Source organism: Corallococcus carmarthensis, assembly GCF_003611695.1.
GTDB classification, from domain to species: domain Bacteria; phylum Myxococcota; class Myxococcia; order Myxococcales; family Myxococcaceae; genus Corallococcus; species Corallococcus carmarthensis.
The window spans coordinates 42,003-58,069 of sequence record NZ_RAWE01000044.1 but is presented as its reverse complement, the minus strand read 5'-3'; the positions used below and the strand labels follow the sequence as shown (position 1 = coordinate 58,069).

Here is a 16,067-nt window from a genome sequence, read left to right as displayed (position 1 = left end):
GTCGTCGCCACCGCGCCGCCCAAGCCCACCACCGCCACGCCCAACCGCTCGTTGCCCGCCATGTGTGAAGCCCCTCCCCCACCGTTGATCCCCGTGCTCTCGCGGCGACATTTCGGAAGCGCCCCGGGGTGACTGGCGCCCCCGTGTCTTGAGGCACCGGAGGCGCCTGCTCACCACGAGAGTTTCGGGAAGGTCTCCACCTGCCTGGAGGCTTTCAACTCAGCCCCTGGACCGTGGCCACTGTCGGCTGGTGGAGGACGGCCTCAGACGTGTCGCAGCTTCCAACCGCCGCGCCGGAAGAGGGCGGCGCTGGCCAGGCCGAGCGCCCCGTAGGTGACGGCGATGGCGATGAACGCGCCCGCCGGGCCCAGGCCCAGCGGATGGGAGAGGACCCACGCGAGCGGCAGCTGGAGGCCCCAGGAGAAGAGGGCGTTCACCACGGTGGGAGTGGTGGTGTCCCCGGCGCCGTTGAAGGCATGGGGCAGCACGGTGACGAAGGCGTAGAGGGCCAGGCTGCAGCTGACGATGCGCAGGCAGCGCGTGGCGTGCAGGCCCACCTCCGGGTCCGTGGTGAAGCGGTGGATGAGGGGCTCCGCGAAGAGGAGGAAGCCCACCGCCACCACGCCCAGGAACGCGAGCGTGTAGAAGCTGGCGCGCCACGCGGCACGCTCCGCGCGGTCGGTGTCGCCCGCGCCCAGGCTCTGGCCCACCAGCGTGCCCGCCGCGTGGGACAGGCCCCACGACGGCTGCTGCACGAAGAGCAGGATGCGCATGGCCAGCGTGTAGCCCGCGAGCGCCGTGCTGCCGAAGGTGGCGACGATGCGCATCAGCACCAGCCAGCTGGACATGCCCAGCAGCGACTGGAGCATGGCGCCTCCCGACAGCTTCAGCAGCGAGCGCAGCGTGGACAGCTCCACGCGCAGGTGGCGGCGGCGCAATTCCAGACGTCCGCTGCCCTTGAGCAGGCGATACACCTGATACAGCACGCCGGTGGAGCGGCCGATGGTGGTGGCCAGCGCGGCGCCGACGACGCCCATGGCGGGCACGGGGCCCAGGCCGAAGATGAACAGCGGCGCGAGCACGATGTTCACGGAGTTGGCCAGCCACAGCGCGCGCATGGACGTGGCCGCGTCCCCCGCGCCGCGCAGGATGGCGCTGATGAGGAACAGCAGCATGATGACGGGGAAGCCGCCCAGCATCAGCCGCGTGTACCCCGCGCCGTGCTCCACCACGCCGGGCGCGGCGCCCAGGGCCATGAGCAGCGGACGCGCGAAGAGGGCGCCCGCGAGCGCCAGCGGCACGGAGAGCGCGAACCCCAGGCCCAGGGCCTGCACGGCGGCGCTGGCGGCGCGTTCGGGGTCCTTCTGCCCGATGCGGCGCGCGATGAGCGCGGTGGCGCCGATGGACAGACCCAGCGGCACGGTCTGGAAGAGCGTGAGCACGGACTCGGTGAGGCCCACGGTGGCGATGGCGTCCGCGCCAAGGCGCGACACGAAGAGCACGTCCACGAGGGCGAAGACGGACTCCATCACCATCTCCAGCACCATGGGCACGGACAGGAGCAGGAAGGCGCGGTCCACGGGCCCGGTGGCCAGGTCCTCGGTGGAGCCCTTCACCGCCAGCCACAGGGAGGCAAGGAGACCCTTGGAACCCGAGGTGGAGGGGGAGGCGTCCGGGGAGAAGGATTCAGGTGAGGGTTGCGTCATGGATTGGGCGTTGCAACGGGACGCTTTCCGTCTTTCATCCCTCGCGGTTCCCCGCCTGCCGGTGCGCGGAGCCGGATAGATTCAGGGCATGGCTTCCGGTCCTCGCGTCCTCCTCCTCGCCGAGCGCTTTCCCCCCGACATCGGAGGGCTGGCCCGCAGCGGCGCGCGCACCGCGGGCTCGCTCGTGCGGCTGGGCGCACGCGTGGACGTGGTTGCCTGGACGCGCACGGCGCCGCCGGGGGCGCTGGAGACGGTGCAGGACGCGGGGGACGTGTCGCCGTTCGCGAAGGGCGTCACGCTGCACCGGCTGGGGTTGTTCGGCAGCGCGGACCTGTCCATGCAGCACACGCTCGATGTGCTCGGCCACCTGCACGCGCGGCGCAAGTATGACCTGGTGTGGGGGCACTACCTGTACCCGCCGGGCTTCCTCGCGGTGGTGTTCGCCCAGAGCGCGGGGCTGGCGTCCGTCATCAGCGCGCGCGGCAATGACGTGGATCAGCTGATGTTCCCGCCGGGGGACTTCGCCCGCCTGCTCTGGACCCTCCAGCGGGCGGGCGTGCTCACCGCCGCGTCCGCGGACCTGGGCCGGAAGATGGCGATGCTGCTGGGCCGGGACCCCGGCGTGGAGGTCATCCCCAACGCGGTGGACACGGCGCTGTTCTCACCGGGCCCGGCGGACGCGGCCCTGCGCGAGCGGTTGGGCATCCTGCCGGGCGAGGCGGTGCTTGGTTTCTCCGGGGAGCTGCGGCACAAGAAGGGGCTGCCGTTCCTGCTGTCCGCGCTCACCGAGGTGCGGCGCGTGCGGCCCGCGTGCCTGCTGGTGATTGGCGAGGTGCGCGCCCGGGACGCGGAGCACCTGGTGGCCTACCGGGCGGAGCATCCGGAAGATGCCGCGCGCATCATCGTCTCCGGCGCGCTGGAGTCCCCGGCGCTCATCGCGGAGCACCTGCGGCTGTGTGATGTGTATCTGCAGCCGTCGCTGTGGGAGGGCATGCCCAACGCGCTGCTGGAGGCGATGGCGTGCGCGCGGCCGGTCATCGCCAGCGACGCGGGCGGCATCCCGGAGGCGGTGGAGTCCGGGGTGAATGGCTTCCTCGTGGAGAAGGCCCTGCTCAACCACCTGGGGCAGGCGTGCCTGGACGTGCTGGGGATGCCCGAGGCGAAGCGCGCGGCGATGGGGGCGGCGGCGCGGGCGCGAATCGAGGCGGGCTTTCAGGCGGACGCGGAGGCGGCGGTGCTGTCGCGGGTGCTGGCGCGCGCGATCCCCAGGTCGTCCGCGTAGGCGTTCACCAGGGCCTCCTGCGCGCGGCCCCACGGGAAGTCGCGTTCGATGCGCGCGCGGGCGTTGGCGCTCAGCGCGGCGCCGAGGGCGGGGTTCGCGATGAGGTCCTTCACGGCCTCCGCGATGGCCTTGGGCGAGCCGGGGCGGACGCGGTAGGCCTCGGTGGCTTCCGCGAGCGCGCGCACCACGGGCAGGTCGCTGACGACGACGGGCGTGCCGGTGGCCATGGCTTCGAGGAGCTTCAGCGGGCAGCAGCCCTGCACGCAGTTGCGGTCGTTCACGGGCAGCGGCACGAGCACGAGGTCGCAGGCGTGGTGCAGCCGGGCCAGCTCTTCCTGGGGCAGGGGTTCGAGGATTTCGACCGCGCCCTGGAGCACCAGGTCGCCGCAGCGGTCCAGGAGGGCGCGGCGCGCGTGCTTGCGCAGGGGGCCCACCAGGGTGAGGGTCACGGGCAGGTCGCGGCGCAGGAGGCGGCAGGCGTCGATGGCGTGGTGCACGCCCTGCCACGCGGTCATGGTGCCGCTGTAGAGCAGGCGCACGGGGCGGCCGGCTTCGGGGGGGCGTGGGATCGCGGAGCGGAACACGTCCAGGTCGACGCCGTTGGGGATGACGCGCAGGCGCTTCGGATCCGCGCCGCGTGACACCAGGTGTTCGGCGGTGACGGCGCTGGGGGTGACGAGGAGGTCCGCGGCCTGGAGACAGGCCTCCTCCTGGGCGAGCAGCTTGCGCATCAGCTCCGCGTCATCGGCGACGTCGGGGTGGTGGTACTTGAGCTCGATGGAGGGCAGGCCGTTGACCTCGTAGACGAGGGCATCGGTGAGGGCGGCCTTGCGCCGGGCGATGGGGTAGCCCTCGAAGATGGAGCGGACGTGGACGACCTTCGCGCGCGGGCGGCCCCGCCACCACGCACCCAGGTGCGAGCGGAACGTCAGCGCCTGGGCGACCAGGTCTTTCCCGCGGGCACCCAGCGGGTGGTAGGTGACGTAGGGCGGCAGGGCAGGCGGGGGAGCGCCCGGCGCGTCGCCAATGGCCACGAGGTCCACCGGGCCGAACGCGGCGCCCAGCGCCTCCACGAAGGCGCGGATGTGCACGGCGGCGCCCTTGGGCGCGGGGAAGCGGTCGAAGGACGCGTAGACGATGCCGGAGGTGCCCACGGCCCGGTGCTACCGCGACAGCGGTCCGGCGGCAAACGGGGCGGTCCGGAGTTGGGGCAGGATGGCGCGCATGCTCATGAGTTCCGTGGTGGTGGCGGCGCTGCTCTCGGCCGCGCCCGCACCCAAGTCCCAGCCGCTCACGTGGAAGGTGACCGGATCCGACGTGACGTTCGAGATGTCCGACAAGGACGTGCGCGCCCTGCGCGGCGGCAAGGAGGTCTTCGGCCTCCAGTCACGCAAGAAGGACTTCCTCGAGAACTTCGAGCCCGACCCGGAGGACACCCGGGACCCCTCCGACTGGGAGGCCTATCAGTCCTTCAAGGTGCTGTCGGTCGTGGGCCCCTGGGTGAGCTACGAGGAATCCAGCTCCGGCTATACCGGCGGCGCGCACCCGTACGCGCACTCCTCCTACGTCACCTGGGATGTGACGAAGGACAAGGGCGCCTTCTCCCTGCTGGACGTGTTCCCGGAGAAGGAGGTCCTCAAGGCCCTCAAGGCGGACGGCTTCGTGAAGAAGCACGCCGGCGACGCGGAGGCCTTCAAGAACGCGAAGACCGTGGGGGCCATGCTGGAGAGCCTGGAGCCCGGCGAGGACTGCGTCGGGTTCCAGTACGGCCTCGACAACGTGAAGCGCTCCGTCGCGTTCCACCACGTCGAAGGCGACAAGGTCGCCGTGCGCATCGCGTTCGGCTACGACAACGAATCCTGCCGCGGGAACATGTTCGTGGTGGGCGTGCTGCTGCCCATCCCCGCATCCCTGAAGCCCGCCCTGGAGCGCGCGAGCACGCGCCAGGAGGGCTTCCTCATGAAGGACGCCAAGACCGTCAAGGCGCCCTCCGTGAGCTTCGAGTGGGAAGGCTCCAAACCGAAGAAGCCCTGATCAGGCCGGCCGCTCCACGTGGCCATCCGCGTGCCGCGCGAAGCGGCCTTCCTCCTTCGCGTGCACCGGGTCGTGGCTGGGCCAGGGCCAGCCGCCGAAGCCCGTGCGCTGGTAGTCCGCGAAGGCCTGCTGGATCTCCTGCCGCGAATTCATCACGAACGGGCCGTACTGCACGACCGGCTCGCCAATGGGCTTGCCCTGGAGCAGCAGCAGCTCCGCCGTCTCCGGGCCGTTCTCCAGCACCACGTCCACGTCCGCGCGCAGCTCGATGGCGTTGCGCGCCTGCACGGCCTTGCCACCCACGCTCAGGCGCGAGCCCAGGAAGAAGTAGAGCATCCGGTTCGTGCCACGCACCGCCGCCGGCAGCGTCCAGCGCGCGCCCGGCTCCATCTTCAACGTCCAGATGGCCACGTCCGCGTCCGGGTTCGCGGCCCAGGACTTGGGCGGCGGGGGCGGCGCCTTCACGTCGCGCAGGTTGCCCGCCACCACGGTGATGTCCGTGGCGCGGCCCGCGTCGTCCTTCGCCACGTGGCGCGGGATGACGTGGTTCCACAACATGGAGAAGTGCGGCGTCACCATCTTGTTGGCGCGCGGCAGGTTGAGCCAGATTTGAAACAGCTCGATGTGGTTGCCCTGGTCCTGCTTGAGCAGCGGGAACATCTCCGAGTGGTTGATGCCACCGCCCGCGGTGAGCCACTGCACGTCGCCCCCGCCAAAGCGCGCCGCCGCGCCCAGCGAGTCCGAGTGGTCCAGGAGCCCGTTGCGCACGATGGTCACCGTCTCGAAGCCCCGGTGCGGGTGCTGCGGGAAGCCCGGCACGACGGTGCCGTGGTACATGTTCCAGCCGTCCCGCCCCGCGAAGTCCTGGCCGATGTCACGGCCCGCGAGCGACGCCTTCGGCCCCAGCTGTTCGTTGCCCTGGGGGTAGCGGTCGTCGTGGTGCACGCAGAAGAGGAACGGATCCGGCGTCCGCCACGGGGTGGGGGATGGCCCGAGCGGATCCACGCGGACAATGGCTTCCGGTTGCTGCGCCTGCTGCTGACTCATCTTCGACTCCTCTGCCTTTCCCGAACCGCGTGAGCACCCCGCGGCGGTGGTGACTCCCGCCACCGCGATGAGCTTCAACGCCGCTCTCCGGCTCACTTCGTCCACGGTCCACCTCGCGCCCGATGCCGTTGGGGCCGCTCCATCCTACCTAACGGCCTGCCTTTCCCGGCGCCCGGCCTGCCTGCACGGCCGGCGGTTCACCTCTGGTAAAATGGCCCGCATGCCCCTGCACGAGCTCCATCAGGCTCCGGTGGACCAGGTGCTGCGCCTCCTGGACACGTTCCCGCGGCGCGCGCTTCGGGCGGTGCGCTGGGACGCGGGGCGCTGGGTCACGCTCGGGGTCTCGGGGCTCATCTTGATGTGCGGGGTGCTGTGCCTCGTCTATCCGGAGCCCGTGCCCCAGATCGCCGGGTTCATGGCGTTCTGGATGGGATGCGGGCTGGCCATGTTCCGGTTCTCCCTGCGCTTCTCGCGGGAGGACCCCCTCGTGGAAATCAACGAGCGCGCCAGCCGACCGGAGCTGGTGGCCGTGCTCCTGCGGCGCCTCCAGCGCGACCTCGCGGCGGACGGGGGGGTGACCCTGAAGCTGCGCTCGCGGCCCATCGACCGGGGCCCCGGCTCCCGGTTCAGTCCGGCGGGAATGGGCAAGAGCACGGCCTGGACCCTGGTCGACCCGTGGCTCACGTTGGAGACGCGGTTGGCGGACGGCGCGTACCTGCGGCTGCGCATCGTGGAGAAGCGCCGGTGCCAGTCCCGCGTGAAGCTGTCGCGCCCGAACGCGACGCGCATCCGGCTCAAGTACCGGGACGTGCTGCACGTGGACGTGCGCCTGCGGGTGAAGGCCCGCCGGCACCCGGAGCTCGCGACCTTGACGGAGGCCGAGGCCCGCAGGTGCGTGCGCCTGCCCGACAGCGTGACCTTCCGCCGGCTGCGGGTGTCCGCGGACCAGCTCCGGCTCCAGATCCAGGTACGGCAGCCCTGGTGCGCGCGCATTCCCCGGAGCATCTCCTCCCGTCCGGAACGGAAGCTCGCCGTCGCCGAGGCGGCCTTCTGGCGGGCGCGGGCGGACCCGCTCGATGCCTCCCGCATGCTCACGGGCCTGCTGCTGAGCCTCTACCAGATGCTCCACGTCGCCCGGTTTCCGCAGCCACCGCAGCCTCCGCCAGCGCCCAAGGCCGTCCCCGCGCCTCTCCCGAAGCCGGAGCGGAGCACCCGGAAGCGGCGCGGCCGCAAGGCTGTTTGACCGTCGTTCGCGCGGGCCCCTACGCTCGCGCGCGGTCCGCCCGACGGGCCGTCTCAGGGAGTCCACCGCCGTGTCGGTCAACATCCGCCGCTTCCACCAGGTCTTCCTCTACCAGTCCCGCGCGCCGGTGCCGGAGCTGCTGGCGGACCTGGAGGTGCTGGCCGGACTGGATGCCCGCGCGGAGGCGCAGCGGCGCGCGCTGGCGTGGTCCGGGTGGCTCACCGTGATTCCCGGCGGGGCGATGGCCCTGCTGGCCTACGGCGTGTGGGCGGGCGCCGTGAACGCCGACGAGCGGTTCTCCGAGGCGGGCGCTCAGCTCCTGAAGACCGTGGGCGTGGTGGGTGGGACGCTGCTCGCCGTGGGCCTCTGCCTGTTCTTCTGGCGGGTCGTGCTCAAGGTGCGCGACCTGGACAACCGGCGCTATGGCCTGGCCCAGGTGCTGCTCCAGCGGCTCCAGGTGGACCTGGCCCCGGACGCGACGGTGCGCCTCAAGCTGGACCTGCGCCCGCCCGACGTGCGCGAGAAGCGCGTCAAGCAGGACATGGTGGGCTGGTGGAACACGGACTTCTTCGTCGACCCGTGGTTCACGCTGGAGGGCCGGCTGGCGGACGGCACCTTCCTGCGGATCCACATGGTGGAGCGGCTCCAGAAGCGCGAGCGCTCCAAGACGAGCGCCAGCGGCAAGACGCGCACCAAGACCAAGCGCAAGGGCTTCGCCCGGCTGGAGGTGTCCGTGCGCGTGAAGCCGGAGCGCTACCCAGGCCTGGAGAAGCTCAAGGCCCGCGCCACCGCCGCCACGCGCCTGCCCCGGCGCGTCGAACTGGAGCGGACGCGCGTCGCCGTGGACCGGCTGTCGCTGCGCGCCCGGTTGTCCGATGAATGGGTGGCTCGGCCGGAGAAGGCCCTGGACGATCCGGAGGCGCCGGCCTTCTGGCGGCAGGCGCTGGAGAAGGACGACGCGTCCCGCACCGCGACGATGATGCTCCTGAGCCTCTACCAGGTGCTGGGGTATGCCCGCAGGCGCGCGAGGCAGCAGGCGGCGCGCGGACGCCGCGAGTCGGTTTGACCTGCCTGGAGGGGACTTCTACGCTCCCTCCGTGGCGCTCGACCCCTCCGAATTCCAGAAGACGTACGTCTACGAAACCCGCGCGCCGGTGCCGGAAGTGCTGGCGGACCTGAAGGCGCTGGCGGACCTGGACGCGAAGGCGGAGCGGAAGCGGCGCACGCTGTGGATCGCCGCCTGGGCCTGCATGGTCTTCAGCATCGCCGGCTGTGCCCTGCTGTCCGTCGCGGTGGGGCAGCTGTCGTTCGAGCAGCAGGACGCGATGGCGGGAATGCCGCTGCTCGTGGGCGTGGCGAGCTTCGCGACGGGCATCGTGCTCTTCATCATCCGGGCGCGCGCGGGCCGCACGGACCTGGACAACCGGCGCTACGGGCTGGTGGCCACGCTGCTCCAGCGCTTCCAGGTGGACCTGGACGTGAACGCGCCCGTGGACGTGAAGCTGGACCTGTCCCCGCGCGATGACGCGCGCAAGTGCGTGGGCAAGCTCAAGCGGGGCCGGTGGGACTGCGAGAACTTCACCGACGCGTGGCTGTCCCTGCACGGCCGCTTCGCCGACGGCACGCACCTGCACCTGTCCGTCGTGGATCATCTCCAGAAGCGCAGGCGCTACGGCCGCAGCAGCAGCGGCAAGACGAAGCTCAAGACCAAGCGCAAGGGCAAGACGCTGCTCCAGGTGGCGCTGCGCGTGAAGCCGGAGCGCTTCCCCGGACTGTCCGGCCTGCGCGCGGACGCGAAGCAGGCCACGCGGCTCCCCGCGGGCGTCGTGCTGTCGCGGCTGGACGTGGCGGAGGACCGCCTGTCGCTGCGCGCCGTGCTGGATCAGGAGTGGAGTGTCGTGACGACGAAGCCCGCTCCGCCGGCCGGCACGGCGCCGAAGGGGCTGACGCCTCCCGCGTCCCAGGACGCGGCGCGCGCCGCGACGATGATGCTCCTGAGCCTCTACCAGGTGCTGGGCGCCACGCGCCGGCGGAGCCCCTCACCGGCTCGCCAACAGCCGGTTTGACCTGTCCGGAGGCGCCTCCTACGCTCGGTCGCGGCCAGCTCCCGCCGAACAAGGTTTCCCTCCCGTGCCGCTCGACCTCGCAGCCTTCCAGAAGACCCAGGTCTACCAGCGGCGCGCGACCGTGGCGGAGGTGCTGGAGGACCTGCATGCCCTGGACCCGCGGTCCCAGCGCGCCCCGGAATCGCTGTCCACGCACGCCAGTCGTCAGACGGACGGCATGGGGCGTCTGGGCAAGGGACTGCTCCTCGCCGCCGGGGTGTGCATCGGGGTCCTTTTGCTCGTGCCCCTGGACCAGAAGGGAGGGGTTTTCGCCCTGCTGCTCTTCTTCGGTTCTTTCATGGGGCTCGGCGGCGTCCTGGCGCTCATCGCGTCATGGGTGGGGGGGCGTCCCCCGATGGAGGTGTCATCATCATTGCTGGAGGAGCGGTTCGTGGATCCGTACGAGCAGCAGCGCCGCCTGCTGCTGGCCACGCTGCTCCAGCGCTTCCAGTTGGACCTGCTGGATGACACGCCCGTGGACGTGACGCTGGACCTCTCGTCCTCCCTGGATCCCAGCAAGCGCGTCCACCTGGGGAGTTACGGCACGGGGATCCGCGAGGAGGACTTCGCCAACCCGTGGCTGTCGTTGCAGGGCCGGCTCGCGGACGGCACGCGGCTGCATCTGTCCGTGGTGGATGTGGCGCGAATGTTCCAGCGCACGAAGGACCTGCCGCGCAAGGTGAAAACCCGGAGCAAGCGACGCGGGGTCAGCCTCATCCAGGTGGCGCTGCGCGTGAAGCCGGAGCGCCACCCGGGGCTCGCGGCCCTGGAGAAGCGCGCGCGGGACGCCGTGCGGCTGCCCCATGGCGCCACGCTGAAGCGGGTGCGCGTGGCCGAGGACCGGGTGGAGCTGCGCGTCCTGCTGGACGAGGACTGGGTGGCCCAGGCCCCGGACCCGTCCCAGGTGCTGCCAGACAAGGCCCGGAAGGCGGACGCCCCGAAGCCGGATGCGTCGCGCACCGCGACGATGATGCTCTTGAGCCTCTGCCAGGTGCTCAACCACTCCAGCTCCCAGGCCCAGCCCGGGAACGTGAGGTCCACGTCGTGAAGCTTCGTGTCCTGTTCCTCGTGGGCCTCGGCATGCTCGGGGCGTCGGCCTGTTCGCAGGGCGCTCCCGCCTCCAGCGCGCCGCCCACCCAGGCGATGTCCGCCACCGCCGCCGCCTCCGCCGCCGAGCCGAAGGAGGCGGGCGCCAAGCTCAAGTTCAAGGATGGCGACGACCGCGAGCGCTTCTCGCTCAAGCCCAAGGACGACGGCGCCAAGCTCGTGGACGGCGAGGACCAGGAGGTCGCGCGCTACAAGTGGAAGGGCGGCGAGCTCAAGGTGTCCGGTCCGGACGACGCGGTGCTGGCCTACGTCACGGGCGGCCCGGACGCGTTCCAGGTGAAGGACGCGGCGCGCTCGGCCGTGCGCTATACGCTCGCGCGCGAGGGCACCGGGTGGAAGCTCACGGACGCCCAGGGCGCGGTGCTCTACACCGTGGTTCACGACGGCGGCGGTGCGTCCGTGAAGGGCGCGTCCGGCGCGGAGGCGCTCCACGTGAAGGTGCGCGACGGCAAGCTGTCCCTGCGCGACCCGTCCGGCAAGACGGTGCTCGCCACCAAGCAACCGGTGTCGCCAGAGGCCGCCGCGTGCCTGGGCTTCGACTCGCTGGACCTGCCCCTGCGCATGGCCCTGCTCTTCCGCCTCCAGACCCCCGCGTCGCCCTGAGCCTTCCAAGCCATGTCCCCTTCCTTCGCTTCCGCCGAGCAGTGCCTGGAGACCTCCGGCTTCCTCTTCTCCCACCCCTGTGAGCGCGGGGCGTCCACGCAGTGCGCGCGCTGCCAGAAGCCCATCTGCGCGCTGCACATGCGCGTGCTCGATGGCGCGGAGACGGTCTGCGTGACGTGCGCGCGCGCCGCCGACAACGGCGACGAGAACCGCGACGGATCCGACACCAGCACCGACGAGGACGACCCCAGCTACTACTACGAGGACTACGGCTACTACGGCCGCGACGCGTGGCGCGGCTCCGGGTCGTCGGCGTCTTCGTCCTCGGGCCACGACACCAACGACTTCACCGAGGCCGACGGCGAGAGCGTGCGGCGCGAGGATGACGCCTCCTTCGAGGAGGACCTGGGCGGTAGCTGAGCGTGGCCGCGCGACGCCGGCACTGGCGCCTCTACGCTCTGGGCGGAGGCCTGGGGCACCTGACGCGCGCCGCGGCCCTGGCCCGCGCGGCCGTGGCCCGGGGCCATGCGGTGGAGGTCCTCACCAACAGCCCGTTCGCCCCCGGCCTGCCCCTGGAGTCGTGGCTGGGCCCCGGCGCCACCGTGCACCGCGTGGACGCGCGGCTGGACAAGGCCGCCACCGTGGCGGCGGTGGGCGCGTGGCTCGCCGGGTCCACGCCGGACGTGCTGGTGGTGGACACCTTTCCCCGGGGACTCGCCGGTGAGCTGGTGGCGCTGCTGCCCACGGTGCGCGCGCCGCGCGTGCTGGTGCACCGCGACCTGAACCCCGTCTACGTGGAGCGCTTCGACGTGGCCCACGCCGTGGACGCGTTCGACCTGCTCGTCGTGCCCGGGGAGGACGCGCCCTTCGCGCACCACCCGCGCGCGGTGCGCACGGCGCCGTGGCTGCTGCTGGACGCGGACGCGCTGGTGTCCCGCGAGGAGGCCCGGCGCCAGCTGGGCATGGAGGACGGCGACGCGCGGCCCGTGGTGGCGGTGATGGGGTGCGGCCGCCCGGAGGAGGTGGCGGAAGCCGGGGAGACGGCGGACCGGCTGCGCGTGTCGCTGGGGGAGCGGGCGGCGGTGGGGTGGCTCGTTCCCACGGCCCATGCATCGGGCCAGGCGGTCTGGCCGGCGCTCGCGGTGATGCGGGGCGTGGACGTGCTGGTGGGAGCGGGCGGCTACAACACCGTGCAGGAGGCCCGGGCCACCGGGACGCCGCTGGTGGCCTGGGCTCGGCCCCGCCTCTACGACCGGCAGGCCCTGCGACTGAGGGAGGCGGAGCGGGTGGGGGACGCGGCGCAGCTGGAGGCGAAGGTCGCGCTCCTGCTCCAGGAGGGGACTCGCGCGCGCCCCGCTGCCTGGGTCAACGGCGTCCACGCGGCGGTGGAGGCCATCGAGCGCGTGGCGCGCCAGGCCGGGGCCTGAACGCTTCAGTGCGGCGGCGGGAGGGAGACGGTCTGGAGGAAGGCCTTCACGCGGGTCTGCGCGTTCTCCCGGATGTCCACGTAGAACAGGCTGTAATCATAGACATGATACATGTCGGGCCCGAGCAGGACCTCCCGGTAGGCCTTGGGCGCTGGCGTGGAGATGACGAGCCAGCCCTTGCGGCACTGCGCGTCCACCAGCGCGGGGTCGGGCTTGGGCGGCGCACCGGTCCCCATCGCGAACCGCACACCTCCCAGCTGGGCCGCGCGCGCTCCAGGCTCCTCATCCGTCTTCCAGCCCAAGGGGTTGGTGCAGGCGAGCGCCTTCCCCACGATGGACGCCTTCTGCCCGGACGGGTAGCGGTGCTGGATGCTGTGGAAGAGGCTCGTGTCCGCCGAGGGGCCGATGGCGTTCCAGGTGATGGCGCAGCCGGTCTGCTCGGGAGCGGCGCAGAGCGGGATGTCCGGGAGGGTCTGGGTGAAGACATCCGTCGGAATGGGGATGCCGATGAGGTAGGCCGCGACCAGCTTCTCCCGGAGCGGCTTTCCGGTGAGGAGGTCCTCCATCAGGTGGAGCGCGTGCATCGTCCCCTGGCTGTGGGAGGCGATGATGAAGGGCCGGCCGTGATTGAAGTGCTGGAGGTAATGCTCGAAGGCGGCGCGCACGTCGCTGTAGGCCAGGTCCCACCCCTTGCCCGCTTCCTCCGGTGCCCCCTGCTGCGCGCCAAACGCAATCTGGCGGTAGCGCGGCGCGTAGACGCGGCAGCACTTGTTGAAGGCGCTGGCCTGGTTGCGGAGGATGTCCTGGTCGGTGATGTCTTTCGCCGTCGGCTCATCCACCGGCGCATTCCACGTCTTGTTGCTGAAGTACGTGGTGGGGTGGATGAAGAAGACATCCACGGGCGCGGCCGCCTGACCGTCGGTGGTGTCCATGGCGGGCACCACGTCCGCGTCGTCCTTGCGGTCGGGGAGCGCGGCCCAGCTCGCGGGCGAGCCATAGTCGGGGGCTGGCGGCTGGAGCGTGTCAGCGAAGGGCGTCGCCGGCGGCTTGCTCGCCTGGATGAACATGAGGATCATCGAGATTTGCGGCCAGAACACCGCCGTGGGCACGACAATCAGCGCCGCGACGATGCCGGCTGCCCAGAGCCACTTCCTTGAACGACCCGCCATGCTGGCCTCCGCGAGCCGCAGGGCCCGATGTGCCGGGCACCATAACCCGCCGCGGATGAAGCGCTGCCATGGTGCCCCTGCGACGGCGTTCAACCCCTCCGGCAGGGCTAGTGCTTGAAGCCCTGGTGGCCGGCGGCCGGCTCGATGCCGTGGGCCATGATGAAGTGGTAGAGCACCTGCGGATCCTCCTTGGGGCCTCCCATCAGCTCCGCCAGGAAGTGGCCCGCCTGCGGATCCGCGTCCGGATCCGGGGAGATGGTGACCTCGGAGACCTCGCGGCCCACCATCACCATCTCGCCCACCAGCGACTTGCCCTTGATGAGCTGGAGGACGTGCTGGCGCTCCTCCTCCATCAGCATCCAGTGGAAGTCGTCATGGTCGAACAGCGTCATGTCGGGGGAGCCACAGCGCAGGATGCAGTTGGTGTGCTCCTGGAGCCAACGCCAGAAGGCATCGAAGTTCAGTGTGCGGGCCGGTGGTGCGAGCAGATCCATCGGGTGACCTCTTCAAGCAGGGCGGGCGCCCGGAGTCCGGGGGAGGGCGCATCGAGCCGCGTGTCCGTGCTGACTAGCATGGCTGGGCCTTGAGAGGCCGGCTCCTTTTGAGGCCGGTGGCGGCCTTGGGCCTGCCCGCATCCGGGGTGCGAATCCACGATATCGGACGCTTGTTGCTTTCCTCAGGAAGAGGGCGGCGACCACGAGGGTTGGCGCGAGCCCGGAGGGAGGATGCCCGAACATGACCAGTCACGTCGGCTGGAGGCTCGCACAGGAGGCGCGATGAGCCTGCGCGCCTTCTTCTCCACCGTGGTGGGCGGCCTAGTGCTGCTCACGGTGATTGCCGCCACCCTGCTCGTGGTGCTGACGACCGCCCTGGAGCGCATGGCTTCCACGCTGAGTGAATCCGTGGAAGGCGTCCGGCAGGCCGAGGAGCTGGAGGTGGACCTGCTCGTCCACTCGCGCCTCGTGGCGTTGCCGGGCGCTCCCATCCTCGCGGACCCGTCGCGCGGGCGCACGCCGCCGCAAATCGAGTCAGACCTGCGCCGCCAGCTGGTGGAGATGCATGGCACCGCCTCCACCCAGGAGGAGCGCCAGATGGTGGCGGAGGTGCAGACGGAGGTGTACGCCTACCTGCACGCGCAGCAGGCGCCGCTCCGTCAGGGGCTCTCCGCGGCCCAGCACGATGCGGCGGCGGTGTCGTCGCTGGACCTGGCGCTGCGCTCGCTGGAGCGGCTCATCCAGATCAACGTGGACCAGGCGCAGGCGGCCCGGCAGAGCGCGGCGTACTGGAGCGAGATGGCCAACGTGCTGGGCCTGGTGCTGGGCCTGCTGCTGATGGCGTCGCTGGGGCTGGTGGTCTTCTGGCTGCGGCGCTTCGCGCTGCGCCCGGTGGGAGAGCTGCGGCGCGCGATGGCTGGCTTCGGCCGGGGCGGGCGTCACCTGCGCGCGCCGGAAGAGGGCCCGTTGGAGCTCCGCGACATGGCCCACACCTTCAACGAGATGGCGGACAGCCTGACCCACCAGCAGGAGCAGCAGCTGGCGTTCCTGGCCGGCGTGGCGCACGACCTGCGCAACCCCCTGTCCGCGCTGAAGCTGTCCACGTCGCTGACGGGCCGCGGAGAGGTGACGCCGGAGCGGATGCAGCGCACGCTGTCGCTGGTGCGCCGGCAGGTGGCGCGCCTGGACCGGATGGTGGGGGACCTGCTGGACGCGACCCGCATCGAGGCCGGGAAGCTGGAGCTCCAGCCGGAGGTGCGCGACACGCGCGAGCTGGCGCGCTCCGTGGTGGAGCTGTACCAGTCCAGCGACTCCGGGCACACGCTGGAGCTGGTGGTGCCGGACACCGCGGTGCTGGTGCGCGCGGACCCCTCCCGGCTGGAGCAGGTGCTGAACAACCTGGTGAGCAACGCGCTCAAGTATTCCCCCGCGGGCAGCCGCGTGGAGGTGTCCGTGGGCGGGGACGCCGAGCACGTGGTGGTGGCGGTGGCGGACCAGGGCATCGGCATGTCGCCGGAGGAGCTCAAGGGGCTCTTCGTCCCGTTCCAGCGCGCGGGCAACGCGAAGCAGCGCGCCCCCGGGGTGGGGCTGGGGCTGTCGGTGTCGCGGCGGATCATCGAGGCGCACGGCGGCCGCATCGAGGTGGAGAGCCGGCCCGGCCAGGGCTCCGTGTTCCGCGTCCACCTGGCCCGGGTGTCCGCCTCGGGACCGCCGGAGCCGCCCGCGCCCTCCGACGACGAGGAGCCCGCCGGGGTGGGCTCCGGCGCGATGCACTGAGGACGGGGGCAACCGTTGCCTGAAGCGTGCCCGGATGACGCGGAGGGATGCGCTCGGGCGGGGCAGGGCGTACC

General features: G+C 71.6%; 15 protein-coding genes. 10 read left to right on the top strand and 5 right to left on the bottom strand.

Annotation, left to right across the window (positions count from 1 at the left end; translation table 11 throughout):
* Nucleotides 1-263: 263 nt before the first annotated feature.
* The gene (locus D7X32_RS14860) at nt 264-1,706 is read right to left on the bottom strand and encodes an MATE family efflux transporter (RefSeq protein WP_120603197.1); all 1,443 of its coding nucleotides are present in this window, start codon (nt 1,704-1,706) and stop codon (nt 264-266) included.
* A gap of 88 nt (nt 1,707-1,794) precedes the next feature.
* On the opposite strand from D7X32_RS14860, the gene D7X32_RS14855 reads away from it, so the two are divergent.
* Nucleotides 1,795-2,988, top strand: coding sequence for a glycosyltransferase (locus tag D7X32_RS14855; protein ID WP_120603196.1), 1,194 nt, complete (start codon nt 1,795-1,797; stop codon nt 2,986-2,988).
* Here D7X32_RS14855 and D7X32_RS14850 read toward each other — a convergent pair.
* Entirely contained in the window at nt 2,919-4,142 is a 1,224-nt protein-coding gene (locus tag D7X32_RS14850) for a glycosyltransferase family 4 protein (RefSeq protein ID WP_120603195.1), read from the bottom strand. The two genes, D7X32_RS14855 and D7X32_RS14850, sit on opposite strands and share 70 nt — an antisense overlap.
* Before the next feature lie 70 nt (nt 4,143-4,212).
* Here D7X32_RS14850 and D7X32_RS14845 point away from each other — a divergent pair, with 70 nt between their 5' ends.
* On the top strand, nt 4,213-5,022 hold the full coding sequence (locus D7X32_RS14845) for a polysaccharide deacetylase family protein (RefSeq protein ID WP_244239016.1): 810 nt from the start codon (nt 4,213-4,215) through the stop codon (nt 5,020-5,022).
* Here the strand turns inward: D7X32_RS14845 and D7X32_RS14840 are convergent, their stop codons facing one another.
* On the bottom strand, nt 5,023-6,069 hold the full coding sequence (locus tag D7X32_RS14840; protein WP_120603203.1) for a pirin family protein: 1,047 nt from the start codon (nt 6,067-6,069) through the stop codon (nt 5,023-5,025).
* A gap of 220 nt (nt 6,070-6,289) precedes the next feature.
* On the opposite strand from D7X32_RS14840, the gene D7X32_RS14835 reads away from it, so the two are divergent.
* The 7 genes from D7X32_RS14835 (at nt 6,290) to D7X32_RS14805 (ending at nt 12,554) form a co-directional block, all read left to right on the top strand.
* On the top strand, nt 6,290-7,312 hold the full coding sequence (locus D7X32_RS14835) for a hypothetical protein (protein ID WP_147450150.1): 1,023 nt from the start codon (nt 6,290-6,292) through the stop codon (nt 7,310-7,312).
* Nucleotides 7,313-7,382: 70 nt separating this feature from the next.
* Nucleotides 7,383-8,378: a hypothetical protein gene (locus tag D7X32_RS14830; RefSeq protein ID WP_120603192.1), complete on the top strand. Its 996-nt coding sequence runs from the start codon at nt 7,383-7,385 to the stop codon at nt 8,376-8,378.
* Between the two features lie 31 nt (nt 8,379-8,409).
* Nucleotides 8,410-9,378 carry a hypothetical protein gene (locus D7X32_RS14825; RefSeq protein ID WP_147450149.1) on the top strand — a complete coding sequence of 323 codons (969 nt, stop codon included), beginning with the start codon at nt 8,410-8,412 and terminating at the stop codon, nt 9,376-9,378.
* A gap of 64 nt (nt 9,379-9,442) precedes the next feature.
* On the top strand, nt 9,443-10,465 hold the full coding sequence (locus D7X32_RS14820) for a hypothetical protein (RefSeq protein ID WP_120603190.1): 1,023 nt from the start codon (nt 9,443-9,445) through the stop codon (nt 10,463-10,465).
* Nucleotides 10,462-11,127, top strand: a complete 666-nt coding sequence (locus tag D7X32_RS14815) for a hypothetical protein (protein ID WP_120603189.1) — start codon at nt 10,462-10,464, stop codon at nt 11,125-11,127. The genes D7X32_RS14820 and D7X32_RS14815 overlap by 4 nt, the downstream gene beginning before the upstream one ends.
* A gap of 12 nt (nt 11,128-11,139) precedes the next feature.
* Nucleotides 11,140-11,547: a hypothetical protein gene (locus D7X32_RS14810; RefSeq protein ID WP_120603188.1), complete on the top strand. Its 408-nt coding sequence runs from the start codon at nt 11,140-11,142 to the stop codon at nt 11,545-11,547.
* A 2-nt stretch (nt 11,548-11,549) separates the two neighbouring features.
* Nucleotides 11,550-12,554, top strand: coding sequence for a hypothetical protein (locus D7X32_RS14805; protein WP_120603187.1), 1,005 nt, complete (start codon nt 11,550-11,552; stop codon nt 12,552-12,554).
* A 5-nt stretch (nt 12,555-12,559) separates the two neighbouring features.
* Here the strand turns inward: D7X32_RS14805 and D7X32_RS14800 are convergent, their stop codons facing one another.
* Both D7X32_RS14800 and D7X32_RS14795 read right to left on the bottom strand, forming a co-directional pair.
* Complete coding sequence (locus D7X32_RS14800) at nt 12,560-13,723, bottom strand: DUF3089 domain-containing protein (protein ID WP_120603186.1); 1,164 nt, start codon at nt 13,721-13,723, stop codon at nt 12,560-12,562.
* Between the two features lie 107 nt (nt 13,724-13,830).
* Nucleotides 13,831-14,217, bottom strand: a complete 387-nt coding sequence (locus tag D7X32_RS14795; RefSeq protein WP_120603185.1) for a serine/threonine protein kinase — start codon at nt 14,215-14,217, stop codon at nt 13,831-13,833.
* Nucleotides 14,218-14,499: 282 nt separating this feature from the next.
* Here D7X32_RS14795 and D7X32_RS14790 point away from each other — a divergent pair, with 282 nt between their 5' ends.
* On the top strand, nt 14,500-15,993 hold the full coding sequence (locus tag D7X32_RS14790) for a HAMP domain-containing sensor histidine kinase (RefSeq protein WP_120603184.1): 1,494 nt from the start codon (nt 14,500-14,502) through the stop codon (nt 15,991-15,993).
* Nucleotides 15,994-16,067 lie beyond the last annotated feature (74 nt).

Coding starts and splice junctions, on each gene's coding strand:
- D7X32_RS14860 (WP_120603197.1), bottom strand. CDS start 1,706: ATGACGCAACCCTCACCTGAATCCTTCTCCCCGGACGCCTCCCCCTCC.
- D7X32_RS14855 (WP_120603196.1), top strand. CDS start 1,795: ATGGCTTCCGGTCCTCGCGTCCTCCTCCTCGCCGAGCGCTTTCCCCCC.
- D7X32_RS14845 (WP_244239016.1), top strand. CDS start 4,213: ATGCTCATGAGTTCCGTGGTGGTGGCGGCGCTGCTCTCGGCCGCGCCC.
- D7X32_RS14840 (WP_120603203.1), bottom strand. CDS start 6,069: ATGAGTCAGCAGCAGGCGCAGCAACCGGAAGCCATTGTCCGCGTGGAT.
- D7X32_RS14835 (WP_147450150.1), top strand. CDS start 6,290: ATGCCCCTGCACGAGCTCCATCAGGCTCCGGTGGACCAGGTGCTGCGC.
- D7X32_RS14810 (WP_120603188.1), top strand. CDS start 11,140: ATGTCCCCTTCCTTCGCTTCCGCCGAGCAGTGCCTGGAGACCTCCGGC.
- D7X32_RS14800 (WP_120603186.1), bottom strand. CDS start 13,723: ATGGCGGGTCGTTCAAGGAAGTGGCTCTGGGCAGCCGGCATCGTCGCG.
- D7X32_RS14795 (WP_120603185.1), bottom strand. CDS start 14,217: ATGGATCTGCTCGCACCACCGGCCCGCACACTGAACTTCGATGCCTTC.
- D7X32_RS14790 (WP_120603184.1), top strand. CDS start 14,500: ATGAGCCTGCGCGCCTTCTTCTCCACCGTGGTGGGCGGCCTAGTGCTG.